The organism is bacterium, from assembly GCA_022616075.1.
Classification (GTDB): Bacteria; Acidobacteriota; HRBIN11; order JAKEFK01; family JAKEFK01; genus JAKEFK01.
Genome location: JAKEFK010000361.1, coordinates 1 through 22,516, shown reverse-complemented (window position 1 = coordinate 22,516; position 22,516 = coordinate 1). Strand labels below are relative to the sequence as shown.

General features: G+C 48.3%; 25 protein-coding genes and 1 other RNA gene. 16 read left to right on the top strand and 10 right to left on the bottom strand.

Annotated features, from left to right (window positions below):
* Positions 1-135: 135 nt before the first annotated feature.
* Together L0156_27735 and L0156_27730 are read right to left on the bottom strand one after the other, a co-directional pair.
* The gene (locus L0156_27735; protein ID MCI0606794.1) at positions 136-525 is read right to left on the bottom strand and encodes a PaaI family thioesterase; all 390 of its coding nucleotides are present in this window, start codon (positions 523-525) and stop codon (positions 136-138) included.
* A gap of 5 nt (positions 526-530) precedes the next feature.
* On the bottom strand, positions 531-1,748 hold the full coding sequence (locus L0156_27730) for a VWA domain-containing protein (GenBank protein MCI0606793.1): 1,218 nt from the start codon (positions 1,746-1,748) through the stop codon (positions 531-533).
* Positions 1,749-1,849: 101 nt separating this feature from the next.
* Between L0156_27730 and zapB the strand changes: the two genes are divergently transcribed.
* The 11 genes from zapB (at position 1,850) to pyrB (ending at position 10,096) form a co-directional block, all read left to right on the top strand.
* The gene (gene zapB / locus L0156_27725; GenBank protein MCI0606792.1) at positions 1,850-2,131 is read left to right on the top strand and encodes a cell division protein ZapB; all 282 of its coding nucleotides are present in this window, start codon (positions 1,850-1,852) and stop codon (positions 2,129-2,131) included.
* A 20-nt stretch (positions 2,132-2,151) separates the two neighbouring features.
* Positions 2,152-2,427 (top strand): cell division protein ZapA, encoded by a 276-nt coding sequence (locus L0156_27720; protein ID MCI0606791.1) that lies wholly within the window; start codon positions 2,152-2,154, stop codon positions 2,425-2,427.
* Between the two features lie 94 nt (positions 2,428-2,521).
* Positions 2,522-2,700: non-coding RNA, 6S RNA (gene ssrS / locus L0156_27715), on the top strand.
* A 91-nt stretch (positions 2,701-2,791) separates the two neighbouring features.
* Positions 2,792-3,577, top strand: a complete 786-nt coding sequence (locus L0156_27710; protein MCI0606790.1) for a TIGR00282 family metallophosphoesterase — start codon at positions 2,792-2,794, stop codon at positions 3,575-3,577.
* Positions 3,577-4,968 carry an exodeoxyribonuclease VII large subunit gene (gene xseA, locus L0156_27705; protein MCI0606789.1) on the top strand — a complete coding sequence of 464 codons (1,392 nt, stop codon included), beginning with the start codon at positions 3,577-3,579 and terminating at the stop codon, positions 4,966-4,968. The genes L0156_27710 and xseA overlap by 1 nt, the downstream gene beginning before the upstream one ends.
* Entirely contained in the window at positions 4,961-5,215 is a 255-nt protein-coding gene (locus L0156_27700; protein ID MCI0606788.1) for an exodeoxyribonuclease VII small subunit, read from the top strand. Before xseA ends, L0156_27700 begins: the two co-directional genes overlap by 8 nt.
* A 17-nt stretch (positions 5,216-5,232) precedes the next feature.
* Positions 5,233-6,096: a polyprenyl synthetase family protein gene (locus L0156_27695; protein ID MCI0606787.1), complete on the top strand. Its 864-nt coding sequence runs from the start codon at positions 5,233-5,235 to the stop codon at positions 6,094-6,096.
* Positions 6,097-6,867 carry a TlyA family RNA methyltransferase gene (locus tag L0156_27690; GenBank protein ID MCI0606786.1) on the top strand — a complete coding sequence of 257 codons (771 nt, stop codon included), beginning with the start codon at positions 6,097-6,099 and terminating at the stop codon, positions 6,865-6,867.
* Positions 6,864-7,727 carry an NAD(+)/NADH kinase gene (locus L0156_27685; GenBank protein MCI0606785.1) on the top strand — a complete coding sequence of 288 codons (864 nt, stop codon included), beginning with the start codon at positions 6,864-6,866 and terminating at the stop codon, positions 7,725-7,727. Before L0156_27690 ends, L0156_27685 begins: the two co-directional genes overlap by 4 nt.
* Before the next feature lie 60 nt (positions 7,728-7,787).
* On the top strand, positions 7,788-9,074 hold the full coding sequence (locus tag L0156_27680) for an amidohydrolase (GenBank protein ID MCI0606784.1): 1,287 nt from the start codon (positions 7,788-7,790) through the stop codon (positions 9,072-9,074).
* A 128-nt stretch (positions 9,075-9,202) separates the two neighbouring features.
* Positions 9,203-10,096: an aspartate carbamoyltransferase gene (gene pyrB / locus L0156_27675; GenBank protein MCI0606783.1), complete on the top strand. Its 894-nt coding sequence runs from the start codon at positions 9,203-9,205 to the stop codon at positions 10,094-10,096.
* Positions 10,097-10,173: 77 nt separating this feature from the next.
* Here the strand turns inward: pyrB and L0156_27670 are convergent, their stop codons facing one another.
* Together L0156_27670 and L0156_27665 are read right to left on the bottom strand one after the other, a co-directional pair.
* A complete protein-coding gene (locus L0156_27670; protein MCI0606782.1) occupies positions 10,174-11,736 on the bottom strand; it encodes an alpha/beta hydrolase in 1,563 nt (520 codons plus the stop codon).
* Between the two features lie 55 nt (positions 11,737-11,791).
* Positions 11,792-12,502, bottom strand: a complete 711-nt coding sequence (locus L0156_27665) for a PilZ domain-containing protein (protein ID MCI0606781.1) — start codon at positions 12,500-12,502, stop codon at positions 11,792-11,794.
* A gap of 136 nt (positions 12,503-12,638) precedes the next feature.
* Between L0156_27665 and L0156_27660 the strand changes: the two genes are divergently transcribed.
* The 4 genes from L0156_27660 (at position 12,639) to L0156_27645 (ending at position 17,906) form a co-directional block, all read left to right on the top strand.
* Positions 12,639-15,065, top strand: coding sequence for a DUF4388 domain-containing protein (locus L0156_27660; GenBank protein ID MCI0606780.1), 2,427 nt, complete (start codon positions 12,639-12,641; stop codon positions 15,063-15,065).
* A gap of 333 nt (positions 15,066-15,398) precedes the next feature.
* Positions 15,399-16,733: a PQQ-like beta-propeller repeat protein gene (locus L0156_27655; GenBank protein MCI0606779.1), complete on the top strand. Its 1,335-nt coding sequence runs from the start codon at positions 15,399-15,401 to the stop codon at positions 16,731-16,733.
* Between the two features lie 42 nt (positions 16,734-16,775).
* Positions 16,776-17,369, top strand: a complete 594-nt coding sequence (locus L0156_27650) for a hypothetical protein (protein MCI0606778.1) — start codon at positions 16,776-16,778, stop codon at positions 17,367-17,369.
* A 75-nt stretch (positions 17,370-17,444) separates the two neighbouring features.
* Positions 17,445-17,906, top strand: coding sequence for a hypothetical protein (locus tag L0156_27645; GenBank protein ID MCI0606777.1), 462 nt, complete (start codon positions 17,445-17,447; stop codon positions 17,904-17,906).
* Positions 17,907-17,986: 80 nt separating this feature from the next.
* On the opposite strand, the gene frr is transcribed toward L0156_27645, so the two are convergent.
* The 6 genes from frr to rplM form a co-directional block, all read right to left on the bottom strand.
* Entirely contained in the window at positions 17,987-18,544 is a 558-nt protein-coding gene (gene frr, locus L0156_27640) for a ribosome recycling factor (GenBank protein MCI0606776.1), read from the bottom strand.
* Between the two features lie 3 nt (positions 18,545-18,547).
* Positions 18,548-19,279 (bottom strand): UMP kinase, encoded by a 732-nt coding sequence (pyrH, locus tag L0156_27635; protein ID MCI0606775.1) that lies wholly within the window; start codon positions 19,277-19,279, stop codon positions 18,548-18,550.
* 2 nt (positions 19,280-19,281) lie between these two features.
* Entirely contained in the window at positions 19,282-19,830 is a 549-nt protein-coding gene (locus L0156_27630) for an elongation factor Ts (GenBank protein MCI0606774.1), read from the bottom strand.
* 66 nt (positions 19,831-19,896) lie between these two features.
* On the bottom strand, positions 19,897-20,754 hold the full coding sequence (gene rpsB / locus L0156_27625) for a 30S ribosomal protein S2 (protein MCI0606773.1): 858 nt from the start codon (positions 20,752-20,754) through the stop codon (positions 19,897-19,899).
* Between the two features lie 176 nt (positions 20,755-20,930).
* A complete protein-coding gene (gene rpsI / locus L0156_27620) occupies positions 20,931-21,323 on the bottom strand; it encodes a 30S ribosomal protein S9 (GenBank protein ID MCI0606772.1) in 393 nt (130 codons plus the stop codon).
* A gap of 115 nt (positions 21,324-21,438) precedes the next feature.
* Positions 21,439-21,870 (bottom strand): 50S ribosomal protein L13, encoded by a 432-nt coding sequence (gene rplM / locus L0156_27615; protein MCI0606771.1) that lies wholly within the window; start codon positions 21,868-21,870, stop codon positions 21,439-21,441.
* A 96-nt stretch (positions 21,871-21,966) separates the two neighbouring features.
* On the opposite strand from rplM, the gene L0156_27610 reads away from it, so the two are divergent.
* Positions 21,967-22,516: hypothetical protein (locus tag L0156_27610; GenBank protein ID MCI0606770.1), on the top strand; the 550-nt coding region annotated here is incomplete at its 3' end.

Below are 22,516 nucleotides of genomic sequence, written 5' to 3'. Positions count from 1 at the left end.
CTGTCTCGAAAGATCGTTTAATCAGCCGTATGGGAGCTGTCTCACTCACCACGATGCAAAAAATTAAAGATCTACTCCGGATCCTTATGGATCTATGATTCATCAGAAGAATTCTTTGTGCTGAACTGCGCGACACTACGAACGCTCAAAAAATAAGTACGTGAAGATGCCTTTTGCAACCAGCTTCCCTGCTTGAGTCACTTCCACTTCACAGACTCCGGTACGCTTTCCCCGCTTCAAAATTTTTGATTCGGCAATCAGGGCACCTTTACCAGGCAAAGCAGCGTTCAGAAAATTTACTTTGAATTCAATGCTTGTCATCATCCGCGTCGATTCCAGATCCGGATAGAACGAATAAACGGCTGCAGTATCCGCCATCGCGCTGATGATGCCCCCATGCAGAACACCTTCTTCCTGGAGTTGATCCTGCTTCATTTCCATGGAGATGCGGGCCCCTTCAGCGGATCGTGATATCAATTGAAAGCCGAAATATCTGTTTGCCGGCACATCTAAAAATTGCTTCATCTTCGTCAACCCCAATAGCCTTTTCGGTGGCGAACTCGAGCGCCTTCCCGTTTCGTGCGAACCTCAATCTTGTGATATTTCCCTGATGTCTTCTCTGCGTTTGAACGATAACAGAGCTCATACTGATGGCTTAAATCTGTCAGAATCAGATCAAAGCCTTTCTTAAAATTTTGCGAATTTTGAAAAAAAGCTCCGCCCGTTTCTTCAGCAATCTGAGCAAGCGATTCCTGGTAGTCCTGCAGAAATGTATTACTGAATCGAACGAAAGCCGGATCGCTGGCATCGGTGTTGTCGCTACCATCATACATACCTCTTGTATTAATCGTGTACAACGTCATATTCATTTTGTTCAACTTTCCTACACTGTTCTTCACAAGCCTTCGAATATTAAAGCTCGTGTCGCTAAAAGTGCCCAAGGATAAAGCGCCCTCTTCCCGTTCTAGGAAAGCCTGGACCATTTCATAGTAGCGCCGCCCCGGATCTGCATGGAATCCACCGGAAACATAAACAATGATCGTGTGTTCTTCGGAAGGCCGTTGCTGCAACAAATACGCGGCAAAACTTTCGAGTGCCTCAATCGAAAGCTCGCTATTTCGTTCTTCCTCGCGAGCGTATGTTCGCGCCATCGAAAAGGCCCTCTGAACATATACATCTCTGAACTGAGGATCTTCTTTTGCTTTTTCGAGCATAAATCTGATATTCCGCAAATTGTTTTTTTCGCGCGCATCGCGCATTCCATTTGCACGCGCTTTCAAAAGCAAAGTCCGGATGCTCGGAAGATTCGAAGTCAAAGGTGCAATCACGCCGAGTTTTCCCTTCTCAGTTAAAGCTGCCAGCATGACTTCCCAGCCGGTTCCTCGAATTTGATTCAAGAATTCTCCCATTTTGTCGCGCACTCTCAAATACTCCGGTGGCGAAGTGTTGAACAAATCCAAAAACAGCACGAACCTTCGCGCGGGAATCTTTGCAGTAACCTTTACTTCGTCCTCTAAGACGATAGCCTCCTCTCCCGATTCAACGTCCCGTTCTTGAAAACAACTTAATGGCTGCTGCTTTCCGTCTTCAAAAACTTCAAAATCCTTTTCGGTAAGCCCCTTGATCGGATTTCCGGAAGAATCCACTACACGAGCCCAAACCGTAATCTCTGTGACGCTTACCTCGAATTGAGCAGCCACCCACAGAGGCAACAAAAACGCGGTAAGCAGCAGCAAAAAGCGCTTCATGCTTGCTAATTATACAAATCCAATCTCCTGCGTGCAGGTGTGAAAAATGTTAGAATGTTGTTCGTACTACTTGAACAAAACGATTGAGGGAGTCATAAACAATGGACTTTCAACAACTGGACGTTCTTGAAGAGAAGATTAAGAAATTGCTCTCTGCCATGAAAGCCCTGAAATCAGAGAATGAGCATCTTCTAAGAAAAAGCGAGGAAAGCGATAAGGCAATTCACACGCTCAAGACGGATATGGAAAGATGGTCCCGTTCCGCAGAAGAAAACAATCATCTTCAGGACCAGATTTCCGGATTGAAAAAGGAACGGGATGAAGTGAAGGCAAAAATTGAAAGGCTCATCTCTCATTTGGAGGAATTGGAAGCAAAAATTTGACGTGCTAGAATAAACTTTTGATGGACACAAAAATACAAGTGGAAATTTACGGTCAAAATTATCAGATTCGCGCCGGCGCCGATCCCGAATACATTAGAAATATTGCCAGGTATGTCGACATTAAGATGAGAGAAATTGCATCAGGAACTCCAACAGTCGATTCACTAAAAATCGCTGTTCTGGCTGCGCTGAATATTACAGATGAGTTTTTTCAACTGAGACGCCAGAAACAAGATGTGGATCGGGAAGTCGAGCAGCGGACAGAGAAACTGAACAAGATTCTGGAATCCCTATGAATTTTGAACAGAAGTTCGCGAAGGAAGCAAAGATTATTTTCTTCGCGCTCTTTGCGTGCTTCTGTTCAAAAATTGGACTATATGTCAACCACTGGCTCCCCTGCTAAGATCGTGAGGCAATGGAGATTCTTGAACCAACAAATCAAGAATGGGAGCTTCTCGTCAGATTATGGTGTGCATGCCTCTGTTTTGAGGAAGCCTGAAGTAATCGCGAAGCACCCACCTGCTTGGAGCAGGTTCAATAATCCGGTCTCACGTTGGTGCGGGGGAGCTTTATTCGTCTGCGCGTTTGCGCGTCCCCGCGTCAACGCGTCCTGACGCGAAGACGCTTTTCGCCTTCCAAAAACAATTCTAACAGGTGGAAATGAACGTATTGTTAATAGGCGATGTTGTGGGGAAGCCCGGGCGCGAGATGATTGAAATGTTTTTGCCGTCGCTCATTCAGGAACACGGTCTCGATTTCATCATCGCCAACGCGGAAAATATCGCGCATGGATTCGGCGTAACGCCGGATACGGCGGATCAACTCTACCGGACGGGTGTCGATGTGCTGACTTCGGGAAATCATATATGGGACAAAAAAGAGATCCTCGAATATATTAGTAAGGAAGGCAGGCTCTTGCGCCCCGCCAATTATCCTGCCAGCGTCCCGGGCAAGGGGTTTGCGATCGTTCAAACGAAAAGTGGACAAAAAGCTGGAGTCGTGAACTTACAGGGGAGAATTTTCATGGGACCCTCAGAGGACCCTTTCGCGATCGGCATGCAGATTGTGGATAGAATTCGCAAAGAGACCCCCATCATCTTCGTGGATATGCATGGTGAAGCTTCCTCCGAAAAACAGGCCATGGGATGGTATCTGGATGGAAAAGTTACAGCGGTATTCGGAACTCACACGCACGTACCCACGGCCGATCAACGAGTTCTTCCTGCGGGAACAGCCTACGTGACCGATGTGGGAATGAGCGGACCGTACGATTCTGTAATTGGAATTGACAAAGACCAGATCATTCAAAAATTCCTGGATCAAATCCCCACACGTTTTGAAGTGGCCAAAGAGAATCCCATTTTGCAAGCGATGTTGGTTCGGCTGGATCCTGAAACGGGACACGCTCTCAGCATTGAACGAATCACACGCAAAGGAGAGAACTGATGCAGCAGAGGCCTCTGTTCGGACAAAGTTCGGGCTCCTCTGCGTCTGAAACTGCATCCCCGGTCCGGGTCTATTCCGTCTCCGAACTAAACGCGGAGATGAAACTGCTCGTCGAAGCTACGTATCCCATGGTGTGGGTCGAAGGAGAAGTCTCCAATTTTACACAACCAAGCTCCGGTCATTTTTACTTCAATCTGAAGGATTCGAAATCACTTTTGAAAGCGGTGATGTGGAAGTCATCCCATCGTTTCTTAAAATGGCAGCCAAAAAACGGGATGAAAGTGATGGTTCACGGAAGACTTACCGTGTATGAGCCTCAAGGATGCTATCAAATTGACATTGTTCAAATTGTGCCGCACGGCAAAGGAGATCTTTATGCGGCTTTTGAGCAGTTGAAGGAGAAACTCAAAACCGAAGGACTGTTCGAATCTTCGCGAAAGCGTCCCATCCCCATGTTCCCTAAGAAAATTGGCATCATTACTTCGCGAACCGGAGCCGCAATTCGGGACATTCTCAACATTCTGAACCGGCGTTTTGCAAATCTTCACATTTTGATTTTTCCCGCAACCGTACAGGGAGAAGAGGCAGCTCCTTCGATTATCGAAGGACTGCGCGCTTTGAATCTATCAAAAACGATCGAAGTGATTATCCTGGCCCGCGGGGGAGGCTCCATTGAAGATCTTTGGCCATTCAATGAAGAGCTGGTTGCCCGCGCGATTGCTGCGTCGCGTATACCGGTGATTTCTGCTGTGGGACATGAAACGGATACAACGATCTCTGATTTTGTGGCCGATCTTCGCGCTCCCACTCCCTCCGCCGCAGCGGAGCTGGTGATCGGGAAAAAGAGCGAGTTTGCGGAATCACTGCAAAATCTGTCGAAAAGGATGAACGCATGCTTGCAGAGCCGGCTGCTGTACTTAAGGAACCGCGCGAATGTGGCAAGTCAACACCGCGCACTGGCAGGCTTTCCGCAAAAAATTCGCACACAGCAGCAAATGGTCGATGATTTTGAGGGCCGGCTGAGAAGTGGTTTAACCCGCTATCATCAAATTCAAGCCCGCCGTTTTCTGTCCTGTCAACAAAAAATGAGTCCCGCGCAACTCATGCATTTGATTCAGCTCAAACGATCACGGTTGATCGAGTTGTTCAACAAAATGCAAAACGGAGTGCAACGGCGAATCCATACCGTTCACCGCGCCATCGAACGCTATGATGGAAAACTGGACTCGCTGAGCCCTCTTGCCGTCCTGGAGCGAGGTTATAGTATCTCGAGCACTCCGGAGGGCGCGATTCTGAAGGACGCCGTCCAGACAGCGCCCGGAAAAGAGATTCGAATTCGATTGCACCGCGGCCGTTTGAAATGCGAAGTAAAGGAGATCGATCATGACTGAAACTTTCTTACCCGCGAATCAAGAACCATCTTCGTTTGAGCTTGCTTTGAAAGAATTAGAAGGAATAGTGAAACAATTGGAAACAGGGGAAGCAAAACTCGAAGAAGCGCTCATTCTGTTCGAACGTGGAGTGAAACTGACCAGGTACTGCTCCCAAAAATTGGAAGAAGCAGAAAAGAAAGTCGATATGCTCGTCAAAGATTCGCAGGGACAGTACAAAGCGATACCCTTTGAGCCCGAGAAGTAAGTGTTTAACTCTTAGTTATGGAACTAGAACACTACCGGCAACTAATCAATTCCTATCTCGAAAAACTCATCCCGGCGGAGGACGCAGCTCCTGTCCCTATTTATCGCGCGATGCGATACAGCTTGTTTGCGGGTGGAAAGCGTTTGCGTCCAGCTCTTGTGTTCCTGGCAGGCGAAACTTTGGGAGCGGATGTTGAAGAACTATTACCGGCAGCCGCATCCGTGGAAATGATTCACACCTATTCCTTGATCCACGATGATCTACCCAGCATGGACAATGATGACTTTCGCCGCGGAAAACCAACCAATCACAGAGTATTTGGGGAAGCAATCGCCATTCTTGCGGGAGATGCTCTCCTGACTGCTGGCCTGGAAATTCTAAGCAATGCCCACTACGAACCGGAAACACGTTGCAGATTGATTTCCCTCTTGACAAGAGCAGCGGGCACGCAGGGCATGATTGGTGGGCAGGTTCTCGATATTCTGGGAGAAGCAAAAACGCTAGACCGGGTCGACCTCGAAATGATCCATGCAATGAAAACCGCGGCGCTTCTTGGGTATTGCGCCACTGCGCCTGCCGTGATTTTGAAGAAAGGACCAGAAGTGGAACGGGCGTTTTCACAATACGGAGAAGCAGTCGGTCTCGCATTTCAGATTGTGGATGACATCCTGGACGTGGAAGGAACAACGCAATCTCTGGGCAAAACAGCAGGCAAAGATCAACACGCCGGCAAAGCGACCTATCCAGCCATTCTTGGCCTCCAGGAGAGTAGAAAACTCGCGGCAGACTTAATGCAAGCTGCTGCGGCGGCTGTTGCCAATTTTGATAGGAATCAATATCTCATTTCGTTCGCGGAATACATTCTAAACCGGAAACATTAGGTGTTTGGAAAACAACGATTGGATCAACTTCTGGTCCAGCGCGGCCTTGTCGAAAGTCGTGAAGCAGCTCAAAAACTGATTCTTGCGGGTCAGGTTTTGATTGGAAGTGTTCCCGCAGCAAAAGCCGGACAGCTTGTGCCGGAAGATTCAGACGTTCGCATTCTGCAAGGATTGAAGTACGCAAGCCGTGGCGGCATCAAACTGGAAGCAGCTCTGGATTCATTTGACCTGGATGTAACAGGAAAGGTCGGACTGGATATAGGCGCCTCCACTGGCGGTTTTACGGATTGCCTGCTTCAGCGGAATGCCGCAAAAGTCTATTGCATCGATGTTGGGTACGGGCAACTCGCGTGGAGATTGAGACACGATCCGCGAGTGAAAGTGATGGAACGCACAAACGCCCGCTATTTAAGCAAACAAATGTTTCCGGAAACAATCGATTTTGCCGTGATGGACGTATCTTTCATCGGCGCCAACAAAATACTGGAACCGCTGGCAGACATTACAAATGAAGTCATTCTACTGTTCAAACCCCAGTTCGAAGCCGGTCCTCAAGATGTCCCAAAAGGTGGAATTATCCGGGATGCTGCCATTCATTCTCGAGTGCTGCTGAATTTTTTTCACATCGGGAGTTCATGGAATGTAAAAGGGCTCATCAATTCGCCAATTCTTGGAGGCAGTGGAAATAGAGAATTTCTTGTACACTTATCAAAAGAACCTGGCTGGAGTGAAGAGGAATTTGCTGAAAAGGTTTACGAGTTAATGAAATGACTTTTCCTTATCGCAGTGTTGGAATCGTGATGAAACCCGGGTACGAAGGCACCCAGGATCTGTTGCAAAGCATTTTTTCCTGGATGAAGCAGCGCGGGGCAAGCATCCTGTGGTTGACCGGGAATCCAGCAATTGCCGGCATTGAATTTGTCAGCAAAGAGGAATTTCAAGATCATTGCGACATGGTCATGGTGCTAGGAGGAGACGGTACATTTCTGGCGGCCGGCAAACTCGCGCTTCGCAAAGATATACCAATACTCGGGATCAACCTGGGCAGACTGGGATTTTTGACAGAAATCACAGTGCCCGAAATGGTGCCGGTTCTGGAAAAGATTGAGGAAGGAAAAGTAGTTATTGAAACAAGGCATCTTCTGGAAGCCAGAATCAAAAAGGGAGATCAGATTATCTTTGAAGGACACGTGATCAATGACGCGGTTGTTTCGAAAGCTGGAATTGCCCGTTTGCTGGAAATTGAAACACGAGTCGATCAACACTTCCTTGCCTTGTTCAAAGCGGACGGCCTGATCATTTCCACTCCGACAGGATCGACGGCCTACTCCCTTGCTGCAGGCGGTCCGATTGTATTTCCCACAATGGAAGCCATTGTAATGACACCCATTTGCCCGCATAGCTTGAATCACCGGCCACTGGTGGTGCCGGATCATCTTACAATTTCTGTGCATGCCGTCACACCCGCGGAAAATGTTAGCCTTACCTTGGACGGACAAACGATGCGCGTTCTACAAAATGAAGAGTATGTGGAAATCGCAAAAAGCAGCTATCATCTACGGTTAATAAAATCTCCATTTAAAGGTTACTTTGATATTCTCAAAAGCAAGCTCCGCTGGGGTGAAATTTAAGGAGTAGCGCGGACGTCCCGTCCGCGCCCATCGCGGGCGTGACGCCCGCGCTACTTTGTTATGAAACTTCTTTCATCGGTTCTGTTAATTATTTTGTTCATCCATCCCGCATTTTCTGACCAAACGCGGGATGCAAAATTCCACGCCGATATTGATGCGATGTTTGGGCTTCTTGTGGAAACACGTTCTGATTTTCACATGCATCCTGAACTATCGAATCAAGAAGAAAGGACCGGGGAAATCATTTCGGATCGATTGCGCGCGCTGGGCCTCGAAGTAAGATCGGGGGTCGCAGGACACGGTGTAGTGGGACTTTTGAAAGGTGGCAAGCCGGGTCCGGTTATTGCTGTACGGGCAGATATGGATGCGCTGCCGATTCAGGAAAATCGCGATGTCCCCTATAGATCGAAGAATCCAGGCGTGATGCACGCGTGCGGTCACGATGTTCACATGACTGTGGCGCTTGGAGTTGCAGAATTGCTCACGAAACACCGCGACGAGCTTCCAGGTACAGTGAAGTTTATCTTTCAGCCGGCTGAAGAAAGTCTGCCTGCAGATTATCCGGGCGATTGGGGAGCAAAAAGAATGATCCGGGAAGGAGCGTTGGAGAATCCAAAACCGGCCGCAATTTTTGGACTGCATTCCTCCGCTTCCTCTTTAATCGATGGCGAGCCGCTCGAAACGCTCAAACTGGAATACACGGAAGGCATTGCCAGCGCGAATTCGGACCGCTTTGTGATCCTGATCAAAGGAAAAATGGCGCACGCTGCTTCACCTGAAAAGGGTGTGGATGCAATCGTCGTAGCTTCCGAGGCTGTTCTCCAGCTTCAAACTATCCGGAGCCGGCGCACCTCTCCGAGGGAGCCGTTCGTTCTCACCATCGGTATGATGAATGCGGGAAGGCGTGAAAACATCATTGCCGAACAGGCGGAACTGCGCGGCACGGTGAGAACATTGAACGAAAAAGTTCAGGATGACGTGATCCGCATGATGCATCAGATTTTAAAGGGTGTTGCCGATAGTTATGGCGCCACTTATGAGCTGAAATACAGAAAGGGCTATCCTTCCATCAACAATGACCTTGCCCTGATTCAACAGATGCTGCCAACGATGAAGCGGATCGTAGGCAAAAAGAATATTGCAGCTACCGAACCGGGAATGGGAGGTGAAGATTTTTCGTACTACTCCCGGGAAATTCCTGCCTTCTTTTTCAGACTCGGAGTCGCCAATAAAGCAAAAAAGATTACAGCGGGTGGTCATACTCCAGACTTTGATGCCGACCCGGAGAGTTTCAAAGTGGGTGTTGAAGTTATGTCGGCTATGATCTGGGATTATTTGGAAAAATAAGCGTGCGATATAATGCTAGGGCTATGAAGAGAATGGACAGACCAGGAGATCGAACATCTGCGGGTGTTCGTTTGCCGTTGGGAGAACGGGCAGACGGCCGTTTTTATGGTCAGCACATTCTCGCAGTAATGCAGTTTACGCGTGTGGACCTGGAATACATCTTTGCAGTGGCTGAAGAAATGCGCAGGATGGTCGAACGTTTGGGAACGTTTGATCTTTTGAAAGGGAAGATTCTTGCGAATCTGTTTTATGAGCCATCAACACGAACCGCCTCCTCTTTTACTGCAGCAATGGAACGTCTTGGAGGCAGTGTTATTCCAATCAGCGAAGTGAAATATTCTTCCGTGGCGAAGGGCGAAACGTTGATCGATACGGTGCGCACATTGGAATGTTATTCGGACGTGATTGTGCTGCGGCATCCGGAAACCGGAGCGGCTCAAACAGCGGCCCGTTATTTGCGAAAACCGTTGATCAACGCAGGAGACGGAACGGGAGAACACCCCACTCAAGCGCTTCTGGATCTGTTTACGATCCAGGAGGAGTTGGGTCGCCTGCAAGGGTTGAATGTAACTCTGCTTGGCGATCTGAAATATGGCCGCACAGTGCATTCCCTTTCCCGTTTGCTTCGATTGTATGGAGCGCGCATCAATTACGTATCTCCGGATATTCTGCGAATGCCCGAAACAGTAATGGAAGAGTTAAGCGCAGCCGGAATCGAACAGCATGAATTCCGGGAACTGGATGAAGTTCTTCCGCATACCGATGTGCTGTATGTCACGCGAGTGCAGCGGGAGCGCTTTGAGAACCAAGATGATTATGAATCGGTCAAGAATGCCTACGTCATCACACCCGAAACTCTCAGTAGAGCAAAAGGCCAAATGGTTTTGATGCATCCACTCCCGCGCGTGAATGAAATAGCTGTGGAAGTGGATAACGATCCACGTGCCGCATATTTCCGCCAGATGGAGTACGGTCTTTACGTCAGGATGGCCCTCCTCGCCATGGTTCTCGGCAAAGCATAAGATTTAACGCAGAGGCGCAGAGACGCAGAGAAAAACTGAGAGTTTCTTTTTTATCTCTGCGTCTCTGCGACTTTGCGTTAAAATTTTTTGCCTGCAACCTGCACGATCCAATCCACCATGGTGTCGAATAGGCCGGGGACAAATTGCGTTAACTGCGGGAATTCGGCCATGCTGCCGGTTTCGCTCAGCATCAGAGCATGATTGCCTTTTTGGAACACCCGAAGAGTAACTTGATTGTTCCCCGCTCTCTTTAAGGCATCTTCCATAAGACGTTTGTTAGGATCCAGTGGAACTCCACGGTCCAATTCACCGTAGATCACGAGAACTGGGCACTTTACTTTTTCCAGCGCGGGAACCGGATCGTAGTCCAGCAGAGTGCTATACCAGGCAAGAAAGCGGGGGTTCGCCGATCCCGACTCATCCAGTGCTTTCTGGTTACCTTCTTTTTGCAATTTCTCTATTTGCTGTCGAAAATACTCTTTTGTTTCTTCCGACCGCAAACTTTCCATGTCCGCCTTCAGCGAAGATATAGCTTTTGCAATCTGTTCCTCCGGTGTTCCAACCGCTTCCATTTCTTGCTTGTTCCGTTGAAGCTCTTGTTCAAATGGAGTAACAGCAGGAACTGACAGCAGAACGGCAAAGGCAATATTCTTGCCCCGTTCGATCGCCTGGGGAATAATCCAACCAGCCTGACTGACTCCCCAAAGTCCAATAGCGTTTGCCTGGATCTCCTTACGAGCAGATAAATAGTGCGCACCCGCCAGCGCATCGGATGCATACTCCGCAAAATCAGCATCCATCCAGTGCCCTTCCGATTCTCCGACTCCTCTCTTGTCGTAGCACAAGACAGCGATGCCGCGACGCGCAAAAAGATAAGGAACCGGACCAAAGAAATCTCGTGTCGCCGGACCGGACCCATGAACGAACACAGTTGCGGGAAACGGCCCGATACCCGATGGAAGCACAAGAGATCCAGACAATTTGATCCTTCCGCTTGTAAACGTGACTTCTTCTTCCCGATGCAAAGCTTTCCGTTTTAGGGCTTTATTAGAATCATTGCCCTCTGACCAGATCAGACCTGTAATTTCACCATTTGCGCTCTTTTCAAAACCAACTTGCGCCACCATCGGCAGTGGAATCCATACTCCAGGTCCGGTAAAGAACTCTGTATCAGACATCGCATAAAGCGGACCAACCCGTCCTTTCTCATCCAGATAAGTCAACTGATTGTCTCCCAATTCATCCCATGTTCTGATGTGCAGGAATTGTCCGGATTCAAATTCGTAAGTGCCAAAATATTTCCGGACATCAACTGAAGCGGAACGAACCATCTCAAAAGAACCCTTTTCGTCTCCGGAACTAACCGTTCCCTTCAGTATGTTCTTCTGAACATCTCCTTTGAATACGAACGACTTGTCCCCCTGTTTGAGTTCAAATTGAATACCGGAACTTTGAGAAGAAACGATTGTTACAGGCGCGTCGGATATTCTTTCAAATGGGAGCGACAAAGTTGAGGAAATGCCTTCCCCCTTTTGGGCCACCGTGAGCCGAAGAGGCATGGTGGTTTTCCCCATTTGGATCGTACCCAACCATGTTCCCGGAAGCGTGTTTAGAAGGGCCAGCAATAGGATAATTTTCATAGCGGTCCCATGCATTCATTACGAAGCCTCTAAAACAAATGTTTCAATACCGGGATTATTTTCCGGATAACCAGCGGTCCAGTGATTCGCGCATATTGCTGGTCATAAACAATTGAAGACCCATGCAGGGTTTCGGAGAATCCTTAGACTTGACCCAAACAACTCTTGCGGGACATTCAATCGGAATCGTCGCAACGGGAACGTGCAACTTTACATAGAGATTGTCATCTTCCGTGACACGCGCCAGATTCTCCACACAAAGGCCGTTCGCGCTTACGTTTAAAGCCCTCGCTTTCACCCACTTACCTGAATCGGTACGGTAGGAGACAGGAAAGGTGATCGGGAAACGCTTTCTCTCATTGCTTTCGCTTACTTTTTTCTGTTCCTGTAGTTCCTCAACCTGTTCCGGTGAAGGAGGAACAGCTTTCTGACTCACGGAAACAATTTCACCTTCAACGATCTGAGGTGGAGGAGGAGGCACAGGAGAATCAGCAGGAGATGAGGCAGAAGCAGTTTCTACAGGCAGGCGATAATTCCAAACTCCCGGAGTGACAGTCAAGGGAACCGTTTTCATTTGGAGATTGCGAAGAAAGATCTTAACCGTGTACTCCCCTGGAGTCAGTTTCCACGTTAACCCCTCGGGACCGCGAATCGTTCGATAGTCACGGTCCACTTTCTCGATTTTTACATCGGTATAAAGCAACACACGCCCATGTTCATCCACAGGAACCAAAACAATTTCCTGTGTGGTTGATTCATCTGACATTTTTCCCACCCTCGCACTCTTATTCTGATACTTTAAGGGACAAGTTTCAAGAAAAATGTCAAAAATTGGAATTTACATGGAAAATACCTATTTTGAAAGGCAGTATCGTGTAAAATAGACAATTTCAGGGGGGATAATGATCGAAGGGAGCCCCGAGGTTTCGGGGGCACTCGCAGAGTTGCATCAGTATCTTGCGGATCAACTACCGCCATTGGTCGTAGCAGACTCAATAGAGATTCTGGTCAACCACCCTGCCGAATTGACCGCTTCAGCTATCTTTAACTGGACTCTTTCTCACCTTCGTACTGATCGAACGAGTTCCGCCACTGATTATCTGTATCACGCCGTCATGAAGCTTCATTTAATGGGTGAGTACAAACTGATATCGCAGGAAACTCTTGCACCTTTTCTAATCAGTCTCAAACAAGCTTTGCTGGAATACTGTCCGCAGGAAGAAAGAGAACAGTTCCAGCTGAATTTGGAACGAATGGGACACGCCCGTACGGAAACCTCTTCGCATTTGGAGGTTCTTTTCCGGCCGACCACGAGTCAAAAAACGCAAACCGAGACCGAACCGGCAAGAGATGCAGACATTAAAAGGTTCCAACATCTCATGCAGAGATTGGAAAAACGCTTATCAGTTCTCGGACCGGACAACTCTACGGCGGGACAGGAAGAAGTTGTTGCACAGGCGCTGGCTGAAGCCGCGCGAAGCGCGAGTGAGACGGTGGAGTTAAACGAGATGCTGGATCATTTGCGACGTCTCGGAATCCAGGCAGGGTCCGATGATCTTTTCAGGGTCCTCGGACGAAATTTACCGGGCTGGTCTCTCCCCAACAATCCTGAGGTTCAAATCCCGGAAGACAGCAATTTGCAGGCAATGCACCGGATCATCGCAAAAGCTCCCGATACGCAGCAGGTTTCAGAGCGTTTTCACCAGCTGATTCGATCCTCAGTGGAACGTTTTAACGAAGACTCATTGGTTCAGGCGGTCTCCATGTTGGATCTTGCAAGAAAAATTATCGATGCAAAAGAAGTCACTCCGGTCATGGTGGAAATTGCGCGGAGCAAAGGCCATGAGAATGTGGACGCGGATAAGTTGCGAAAATATGCGGAAGTACCCGGCCAGCATCCTGTCCTGCGAAAATTCCTAAATTTTTTCACTGCATTTTCACCGCAGGGACTTCTGGAAACTTTACGGCTGGAGAAAAAACGGGACAAGCGGCGCGTCCTTTTGCTCTTGCTGGAATGTCATGGAGAGCTCACGCGCGCTGCCGCGCTGGAACAGCTTGTTGCAATGCCGGTGCAAATGGATCGGGATGAAGTCTATTTTCGCCGCAATCTGATCCATTTAATTCGGCGCATTCCGCCGTCACCCAAAGAGTCACCGAAAAGAGTGCTGGACACAATACTGCCCTATATCGAATTACATTGGCCGCCGGTTGTCGTAAAGGAAGCGCTCGCATTTTTGGCGCAATCGAAACAAGAGGGAGTCGAACATACTTTAATCAGATTGCTCCACGAAATCGAAAAGATGCTCCAGAATGATAAAAAAACTCCGCTCGACAAAGAGACTTTTTCCATTCTGGATCGTGTCATTTCGGCGCTTTGTAGAGTGGGCACTTCCAACGCGCGAAGAGAAGTGATCGAACATGCATTCCAGAGAAGACCGGAACTGGGAAATTCAATAGCCCGACTCTCCGAACTATCCAACTATGATCTTTCTGATGATTTTTCAACATTAGATCGTTTGATGAAAGCTCTCAAAGCAAATCTGCCTTTGAAGCGCCTGGGAATTGTTCTCTCACAAAGGGATGAGAAATGCAGATATATAGTAGAGGCGCTTGCCGGCACGCCGGTTCCTCACGTAAGAAGCGCTCTTGAGGATCTGGCGCAACAATATCCGGATCTGCAGACGGGACAGGCGGCCGCGAAAGTCAAAGTGGTAGCAGAGTTGCCTGCTACTACTGTTGTCAAACAACGACCGGTCGAAACTACGGTTGCAACTCCGGTTGTGAGCCTTATGGGAGATCTGGACCTTTTTGGTTTGCCGTCTCTGGTTCAAAACCTATCCGACTCTCAGCTAACCGGCACGCTGAGCTTGAAAAATCCGGAGGGAGAAATTTTCGCTACGCTGATTCTCGATCAAGGCAAGCTACGATACTGCCGGAATGGAATCCTCTCCGGCGAATCAGCGTTCTACCAGTTGTTTGAAAAACCGCGCAAAGGAACATTTGAATTCGCCCGGTCTGTTCAAGAGGGCATTGTCATTGAAAGTAGTTTTCCCGAAATGCTTCCTATGATGCTGGAAGCAATGCGCCGCTATGATGAATTGCAGAACGCTCGCGCGATTGTTCCGGACAATCTTAGTCTAAAAGCAAAAGAAGCACGACCTCTCCCTCTACCCGAAGAAAAGGATGGATTGCTCTTTCGCAATCTCTGGAATGCCGTGCAACGCGGCACGACTCCGCTGGAATGCGAAGAAACCGTAGAAGTGGACTCCTATCGCATCCGGCGCTTGCTCGCTCACTGGATGGAGTCCGGCATCATAGAGTCCGCTTAAGTACAAACCACCAAATACTTGTATCATGCAACTATCTTTCCTATAATAGGATTCGTGAACGATTTCAAAGGCGCATTCGATCATTTCTATAAACTTGCGCGGTACAATAAAGTACTGGATGCAAAAACCACTCTTCTCTTGCATCTGGCCTCGGCCATGTCTTGCGCATGTTATCCCTGAATGAACCATTACCTTGGCGTTGCCAGGAAAGAAGGCATTACGAATGAAGAAGTGGAAACGGTTCAGGCCATCGTGATGGCCGTCTCCGCAGGAAGCCGGAAAAAAGAAAATAGGAAATAGACCGGATGAGGGAGATAAGTCGGATGAAGTTCAATGAAAAGAACATATCCGTTCTATCCTTCGATCCGGTTTATCTCCTATTTTCTTGAATTGAGGAAGATAAAAATGCTCATTAAGAAATTCTTATGTGGGTTTTTTGTGTTTTATCTTATTCCGGTTCTATCATCTGCAGGAATTCAGGATTGGTCCCAGTGGCGAGGTCCACAACGGGATGGAAGCGCCAGAAACTTTGCTGTTCCTGAAAAATGGCCCGCAGCACTTCAGACTATTTGGTCAATTGAGGTAGGAACAGGTCACTCGAGTCCGGTAATCCTGGATGAAATCGTCTACCTGTTCAGCCGTGAAGCTGAAAATGAAATTGCGCGGGCAATTGATTTAAAGAGCGGAAAGATTCTCTGGCGAACCGGTTACAGCGCGCCCTACAAAGAGTATCCGGGCGCTGTGGAACACGGCAAAGGCCCGAAATCTACTCCGGTGGTATTCGCCGGAAAACTTTTAACACTCGGAATTAGCGGTATTCTTACCTGTTTTTCCACAAGCAATGGAAAGCTTTTGTGGCAAAAAGACTTTTCCGGACGCTTTCCAGCCAATCATCCTCCTTTTGGAACTTCCATGTCCCCTTTGATCGAAGATGGGATGTTGATCGTTCACGCCGGTGGGCACCAGGGAGGAGCCCTGCTTGCGCTGGATCCAGATAAAGGTCTGGAGAAATGGAGTCTGGCGGGAGAAGGCCCGAGCTATTCTTCTCCGATTGTGATCACATTAGAAAAACAAAAACAAATTGTGATTCAGGTCCACCGGAAAATCCTTGGCGTGAATTTGCAAAACGGAAAAATTTTGTGGAGCATTCCTTTCGCCACACCTTGCGATCCGAATATTGTTACGCCCGTTCTTGCGAATAACATTTTGATCTTCTCCAGCCTGGATAAGGGAACCTTTGGCGTTCGTCTGCATCACGATGGTCAAAACTGGACGCCGGAAATTCTCTGGGATACAAAGGATGTTTCGCTCTACATGAGCAGTCCGGTTCTGGCCGGAAATCGCTTAATTGGTTTTTCACACAAGCGTCAGGGAGAATTTTTTGCACTGGACCCTGCCTCAGGCAAAGTAATTTGGAAGAGTGGCGCCCGCATTGCAGAAAATGCTGCGCTCGTAACGACCGGGAGTGACATCTTGATTCTGAAAGAAGATGCCGAGTTGTTTGTCTTGCCGGCCACCGTGGATTCATTCCAACCGGTCGCGACATACCAGGTTGCAAAAAGCGCGACGTGGGCGCATCCCGTCAGACAAGCCAGGGCATTCTCATCAAAGACGCTCTTTCGCTTTCCCTCCTGCGGTATTAAAATCGTACTCGTGCTCTTGCTCTAAAAATGGTTTATGATTTGAACGTTGGAAGATGCGGGAGGTTCCATGAAACTTTTTTCCGCTTGCCTTGTACTGCTTCTTTTCATCGCTCCCGTTTATGCCGCAGAGGAAACGCACAAAGTAGCGATTCTGGAATTCCAGAACAAAGCCGAACGGATCATCAGTGTGAATCGCTGGACCATGGCAGAAGATTTAGCCAAATTCCTGAGAAAGAAAAACGAAACAATTCAAACCGCAAAGAGAAAGGATTTACTGAAGACGGTCGGGGAACTCTCCTGGGCTGACAGCAGGTTAACACTGGCTCAAGAAAAAGCGATTGCCGGCATGGGCGTGCAGTACCTTGTCTATGGAACCATTGCCGAGTGGCGCACCAGGGGGCCCGTAAACGACGCTTATAGAGAAGCGGCGCCCGAAGCAACGGTGATTTTTTCCTTTGACGTTGTGGATCTATCCAGTGGGAAAGTGATTAAGAATTTCACCACAGACGGTAGAGCAACGGGAAGAATGGGGCGGATCGACACAGAAGACCCGTTTGATACCGATGAAACCAAACACGAAGAATCGCTTCACGATGCTACCGATATGGCTTTGAGCAAGGCGGCCCATGAGATTTTGAAGATTCTTCAACTAATACAGTAGAAGAATTGACAACCTCCAAATCGAATCCTATCTATTCCTAGCTGGACGATAAACTGCTTTCCCTGGAGGTTGAACATGCGATTAACGAAGCTATTCGTTGCTACATTACTTGCTGGATCTATTCTTGTTGCTTTCAATGCCGAAGCAGAAATCAAACCTGGGATTCGTGTGGGTGCCTATTTTGACCCGACCGATGCCTTTATTGGCGGCGAGGTACTCATCGATATCACTCGACAATGGTGGTTTAATCCAAACGTTGAATATGTATTTGTCGATGGTGCAACGTTCCTGACATTTAATTTTGACGTGCATTACGATCTGCCAACGCGCGATGTCTATGTTTGGATAGGAGGCGGTCCGGCAATCCTGTACCTTGATCCGGACGCGCGAAGATTTGAAGACGAAACAGATTTTGGAGTAAACGTCTTTGCGGGTGTCGGTTTCAGGACCGGCAGCCGTATAGTACCTTACATTCAACCGAAAGTGTTTCTGTCGGATGATTCGGAAGTATCGCTGGCCTTTGGCGTGCGCTTTTAAACCGCCAAGGCGCCAAGTACGCCAAGCCAGGAATAGACTTTTTGTCCTTGGCGCCTTGGCGTCTTGGCGGTTAATCTTGTTTAACTGTGCAGGATTTCGTCTTCTTTCGCTTTCGCCAGGTCGTCAAACTTTTTGATGTACTCATCGTGAAGTTTTTGAACCATCTCCATTCCGCGCTTCTCCTCATCTTTGGAGATTTTCTTTTCCTTTTCCATTTTTTTCATCTCATCATTTCCAGCGCGGCGGATCTGGCGAACTTCATTGTGGCCATGTTCCTGAACCTTGTGAACATGCTTGGCAAGCTGCTGGCGGCGTTCTTCAGTCAAAGGGGGAATGGGAATACGTATGAGCTTGCCGTCATTGGAAGGATTCAAACCCAGATCACTTTTGCGAATCGCCTTTTCCATATCACCAATGATGCTGACATCGTAAGGTTTAGCGACAATCAGATTGGGTTCCGGTGTGCTTAAGGCAGCAACCTGATTGAGTGGTGTGGGTGTGTTGTAGTACTCCACGGTTATCGTATCCAGAAGAGATATCGATGCTTTTCCGGTGCGGATGCCCGTCAGCTCTTTGCGATGAGCTTCCAGCGCGGCATCCATTCTTCGTCTGAGATCCTTCGAAAGAGCTTCAAACATGCTTCACCCCTTTACGATTGATCCAATTTTTTCTCCGTAAATGATCCGTTTGATGTTTCCTTTTTCCTTCAAGTTGAAAACAATAATCGGCATACGGTTATCCATGCACAATGAAATGGCGGTGGAATCCATTACTTTGAGATGCTTGCTCAGAACGTCCATGTAAGTGAGCTCCTCGAATTTTACCGCGTCCGGATGCTTCTTCGGATCGCGATCGTAGATGCCATCGACTTTTGTGGCCTTGAGGATAATTTGAGCATGCACTTCCATGGCGCGCAAAGCTGCAGCAGTGTCCGTGGAAAAATAAGGATTGCCTGTTCCTGCGGCGAAAATGACAACTCGCCCTTTTTCCAGATGCCGCATCGCGCGACGGCGGATAAATAGTTCTGCGATGGTTCGCACTTCAATCGCTGAAAGTAGGCGTGTATGGATACCTTTCTTTTCCAATGCATCCTGCAAAGCGACGGCATTGATCAAAGTTGCGAGCATCCCCATTTGATCGCCGGCAACACGATCCATGCCAACAGCACTCGCAGCCACTCCGCGAAAAATATTGCCGCCACCGATGACGAGGGAAAGTTGTATCCCCTGGACAACATCTTTGATTTCATTTGCGAGATATTGAACGACCTGCGGATCGATACCGTAACCCTGCTCCCCCATGAGAGCTTCCCCGCTTAACTTCAGCAATACGCGATCGTAATGCGGTTTGGAAGCCTCGCGGGAGGAATCCATCCTTACTCCGCCGATTCTCCGAGCTTAAAGCGCACGTAACGGCGAATCACAATGTTTTCACCAAATTTTGCGATGTGGTTATTGATGAAGTCATGCATCTTCTGGCTGTCGTCTTTTACAAATGGCTGATCCATAAATACACTTTCTGTATACCATTTTTCAAGTCGACCTTCCACAATTTGTTTCTTCACATTCTCCGGCTTTCCGGAAGTTGCCAGTTGATCCAGCAGGATCTCACGTTCGCGATTCATCACCTCCGCGGGAATATCTTCCCCCGACCTGTACTGTGGATTCATCGCGGCAATCTGAACCGCAATTTCATGAGCGAAGTCCTGGAATTCTTTGGTCCGGGCGACAAAATCGGTTTCACAATTTACTTCGACAAGCACACCAATTTTACTGCCGGGATGGATGTATGAAGTGATCACTCCTTCCGAAGCAGTGCGTCCTGCTTTCTTTGACGCTGAAGCGATTCCCTTTTTTCTTAGAACCAGAATCGCCTGTTCGAGGTCCCCACCGGCTTCTTGCAGGGCGGCCTTGCAATCCATCATCCCTGCGCCGGTCTGATCTCTCAATTTTTTTACTTTGTCAGCACTGATATCCACGATCTCATCTCCTCATCTTATATATTCTTCATCTTCATCATCAGCTTCCAAAACTTCGTCATTGTAGACGCCTTTGGAAATGCTCATCTCGATCAATTCCTGATCCAGCACTTCTGAAAGCTGTTGTGTTTCCTCAGTAGTTTCGGCAGGAGCTTCAACCATGGGCATCGGCACTCCAGTGGAAGCAAACTGATTTCTACCTTCGACAACGGCATCCGCGATACGGGAGGCAAAAAGCTTGATTGCCCGGATTGCATCATCATTGCCAGGAATTACGTAATCAATCGGGTCCGGGTCACAGTTGGTATCCACAACTGCAACGACCGGAATATTGAGTTTCTTGGCTTCACTGACGGCAATCTGTTCCTTTCGCGGATCGATGACAAACAACGTATCCGGCATCGCTTCCATTTCTTTGATGCCGGAAAAGAGTTTGGCCATTTTCTTGTATTTCTTTTCCAGTTTCGCGGCGTCTTTCTTGCTGAAATGCTCAAAATCGCCGTCCACTTTCATTTTTTCAAGATCTTTGAACTTCTTGATGCTCCGTTTTAACGTTGCAAAGTTCGTCAACAAACCGCCGAGCCACCGTTGATTCACATAGGGCATAGAAGCGCGCTGGGCTTCCTCGGCGACCGCATCCTGGGCCTGTTTCTTGGTCCCGATAAAAAGGACCGATTTACCCTGGGCTGCGGTGTTACTCATGAAGCGTGATGCTTCTTCGAATAACTTGATGGTTTGCTGCAAATCTACAATGTGAATACCATTCCGCTCATTGTAGATGTACTTTTTCATTTTGGGATTGCGTTTCTTGGTCTGATGACCAAAATGCACACCCGCTTCTAACAATTCTTTCAGGCTGATACCAACCAATGTTTTTTCCTCCTTGTATCGCTTTTGCGCGCCATCCAGCGCAATCATGCAAAAGCGTAGTTTCGCGTAGCCTTCCGGCCTTGCGTATTTTTATTAACCGCCAAGGCGCCAAGAACGCCAAGAAAATAATTTCTAATTTTCGGCCTTGGCGACTTGGCGTCTTGGCGGTTGTAATTCTAACGTTTGGAGAACTGGAAGCGTTTGCGCGCCCCCGGTTGTCCGTATTTTTTCCGTTCTTTACTGCGGGAATCCCGCGTTAAGAATCCGGCATCTTTGAGTTTTTTGCGAAGCTCGGCATTGAATTTCAGCAGTGCGCGGGAAATTCCGAGTCGCACAGCTTCGGCCTGGCCTGTCATGCCACCGCCTTTCGTGAATGCCAATACATCGAACTTTTCAGCAGTCTCTGTGATCAGAAGCGGCTGTTTAGCAACAATTTTTAGCGCTTCATCTGGAAAATATTCTTCCATCTTGCGCTCATTCACTTGAAAGGCGCCCTGGCCGGGTCTCAGAAACACCCGTGCAATTGCACTTTTCCGTTTGCCGGTGCCGTAATATTGTAATGTTGGCACGTTTTACTCCTTTTTATACCGCAGAGTACGCAGAGAGCGCGGAGACAAAACTGAGAATTTTTTCTCTGTTTTTGCTCAGCGTGCTCTGCGTCCTCTGCGGTGAAATTGAAATTCTTTATCGGGGAGAAAGGGTTTCGGGTCTCTGCGACTCATGAGGATGCTCATTGCCGCTATAGACCTTCAGTTTTTTCAAGTAGACCTGACGCAGTTTATTCTTCGGCAGCATGCCGGAGACTGCTTCCAGGATCACTTTCTCGGGGGCTTTTTTCTGCAGATCCGCCAGAGTAATGCTCTTAAGACCACCCGGATAACCGCTGTGGCGATGATACACTTTGTCAGATCTCTTGTTGCCGGTTACAACAATCTTGTCGGCATTGACCACCACAATAAAATCGCCAACATCCTGATGTGCTGTATACTCCGGTTTCGCCTTGCCCGTCAAAACGTTCGCTAGAAAAGTTGCAAGCCGGCCCAAAACTAGACCACTCGCGTCCACCACATACCACTTTTTCTGCAATTCTCCCGCCTTCGGGAAATAAGTATCCATAGTACTCCTATATTGGGCGTATCGGATGAACACATAAAATACAGGATTCCCCGTTCTCTTGTCAAGGAAAACCCCGGACTATAATATTCTCATACCATGCGTAAACCATTTCTATTGATTTTTTTGCTTTTTGCCGTCGCTGCCAATGCTCATGAAAAGCACCAGCAGACCAAGCCGGTCCAATCAGCCCCTGCAAAGCAGGAATCCGCTGCTCCGCCCCCAGCCTCCGCGCAAACTGAGCCAGACGGTGAGGAATACGAAGGGGAGGTACCGGGGTTTAAAGAAGCGCTTCTGAGTCATCCTCACAACAAAATCGTACATTTTCCTCTCGCTTTGGGGATTGCTGGTTCCCTTTTTGTGTTTATCGGCTTGAAAAAACCGGAGATGCTGACGGCAGTTCGCGTTCTGTGGCTTCTCGCGGCATTGGCTGCTGTTGGAGCCTATTTCAGCGGGCAATCTCAGGAAGAACCCTTCGAGGAAGGAGCTCTGCATGACGTTGTCGAGCTTCACGAGAAACTTGGAACGGCTACGGGAGTTTGTCTGGGAATTGGTTTTTTGATTTCTCTAAGTCGTCGTCTGAAAAAACTGGCAGTTTTCTGGGCAATCCTCGTTTTTACCTTAATCTCCGTCACCGGCTACTACGGCG

Excerpts from the sequence above, each read along its gene's own strand:
- L0156_27735 (MCI0606794.1), bottom strand. The coding sequence starts at position 525 with ATGAAGCAATTTTTAGATGTGCCGGCAAACAGATATTTCGGCTTTCAA.
- L0156_27730 (MCI0606793.1), bottom strand. The coding sequence starts at position 1,748 with ATGAAGCGCTTTTTGCTGCTGCTTACCGCGTTTTTGTTGCCTCTGTGG.
- zapB (MCI0606792.1), top strand. The coding sequence starts at position 1,850 with ATGGACTTTCAACAACTGGACGTTCTTGAAGAGAAGATTAAGAAATTG.
- L0156_27720 (MCI0606791.1), top strand. The coding sequence starts at position 2,152 with ATGGACACAAAAATACAAGTGGAAATTTACGGTCAAAATTATCAGATT.
- L0156_27710 (MCI0606790.1), top strand. The coding sequence starts at position 2,792 with ATGAACGTATTGTTAATAGGCGATGTTGTGGGGAAGCCCGGGCGCGAG.
- xseA (MCI0606789.1), top strand. The coding sequence starts at position 3,577 with ATGCAGCAGAGGCCTCTGTTCGGACAAAGTTCGGGCTCCTCTGCGTCT.
- L0156_27700 (MCI0606788.1), top strand. The coding sequence starts at position 4,961 with ATGACTGAAACTTTCTTACCCGCGAATCAAGAACCATCTTCGTTTGAG.
- L0156_27695 (MCI0606787.1), top strand. The coding sequence starts at position 5,233 with ATGGAACTAGAACACTACCGGCAACTAATCAATTCCTATCTCGAAAAA.
- L0156_27685 (MCI0606785.1), top strand. The coding sequence starts at position 6,864 with ATGACTTTTCCTTATCGCAGTGTTGGAATCGTGATGAAACCCGGGTAC.
- L0156_27680 (MCI0606784.1), top strand. The coding sequence starts at position 7,788 with ATGAAACTTCTTTCATCGGTTCTGTTAATTATTTTGTTCATCCATCCC.
- pyrB (MCI0606783.1), top strand. The coding sequence starts at position 9,203 with ATGCAGTTTACGCGTGTGGACCTGGAATACATCTTTGCAGTGGCTGAA.
- L0156_27670 (MCI0606782.1), bottom strand. The coding sequence starts at position 11,736 with ATGAAAATTATCCTATTGCTGGCCCTTCTAAACACGCTTCCGGGAACA.
- L0156_27665 (MCI0606781.1), bottom strand. The coding sequence starts at position 12,502 with ATGTCAGATGAATCAACCACACAGGAAATTGTTTTGGTTCCTGTGGAT.
- L0156_27660 (MCI0606780.1), top strand. The coding sequence starts at position 12,639 with ATGATCGAAGGGAGCCCCGAGGTTTCGGGGGCACTCGCAGAGTTGCAT.
- L0156_27655 (MCI0606779.1), top strand. The coding sequence starts at position 15,399 with ATGAAAAGAACATATCCGTTCTATCCTTCGATCCGGTTTATCTCCTAT.
- L0156_27650 (MCI0606778.1), top strand. The coding sequence starts at position 16,776 with ATGAAACTTTTTTCCGCTTGCCTTGTACTGCTTCTTTTCATCGCTCCC.
- L0156_27645 (MCI0606777.1), top strand. The coding sequence starts at position 17,445 with ATGCGATTAACGAAGCTATTCGTTGCTACATTACTTGCTGGATCTATT.
- frr (MCI0606776.1), bottom strand. The coding sequence starts at position 18,544 with ATGTTTGAAGCTCTTTCGAAGGATCTCAGACGAAGAATGGATGCCGCG.
- pyrH (MCI0606775.1), bottom strand. The coding sequence starts at position 19,279 with ATGGATTCCTCCCGCGAGGCTTCCAAACCGCATTACGATCGCGTATTG.
- L0156_27630 (MCI0606774.1), bottom strand. The coding sequence starts at position 19,830 with ATGATGGATTGCAAGGCCGCCCTGCAAGAAGCCGGTGGGGACCTCGAA.
- rplM (MCI0606771.1), bottom strand. The coding sequence starts at position 21,870 with ATGGATACTTATTTCCCGAAGGCGGGAGAATTGCAGAAAAAGTGGTAT.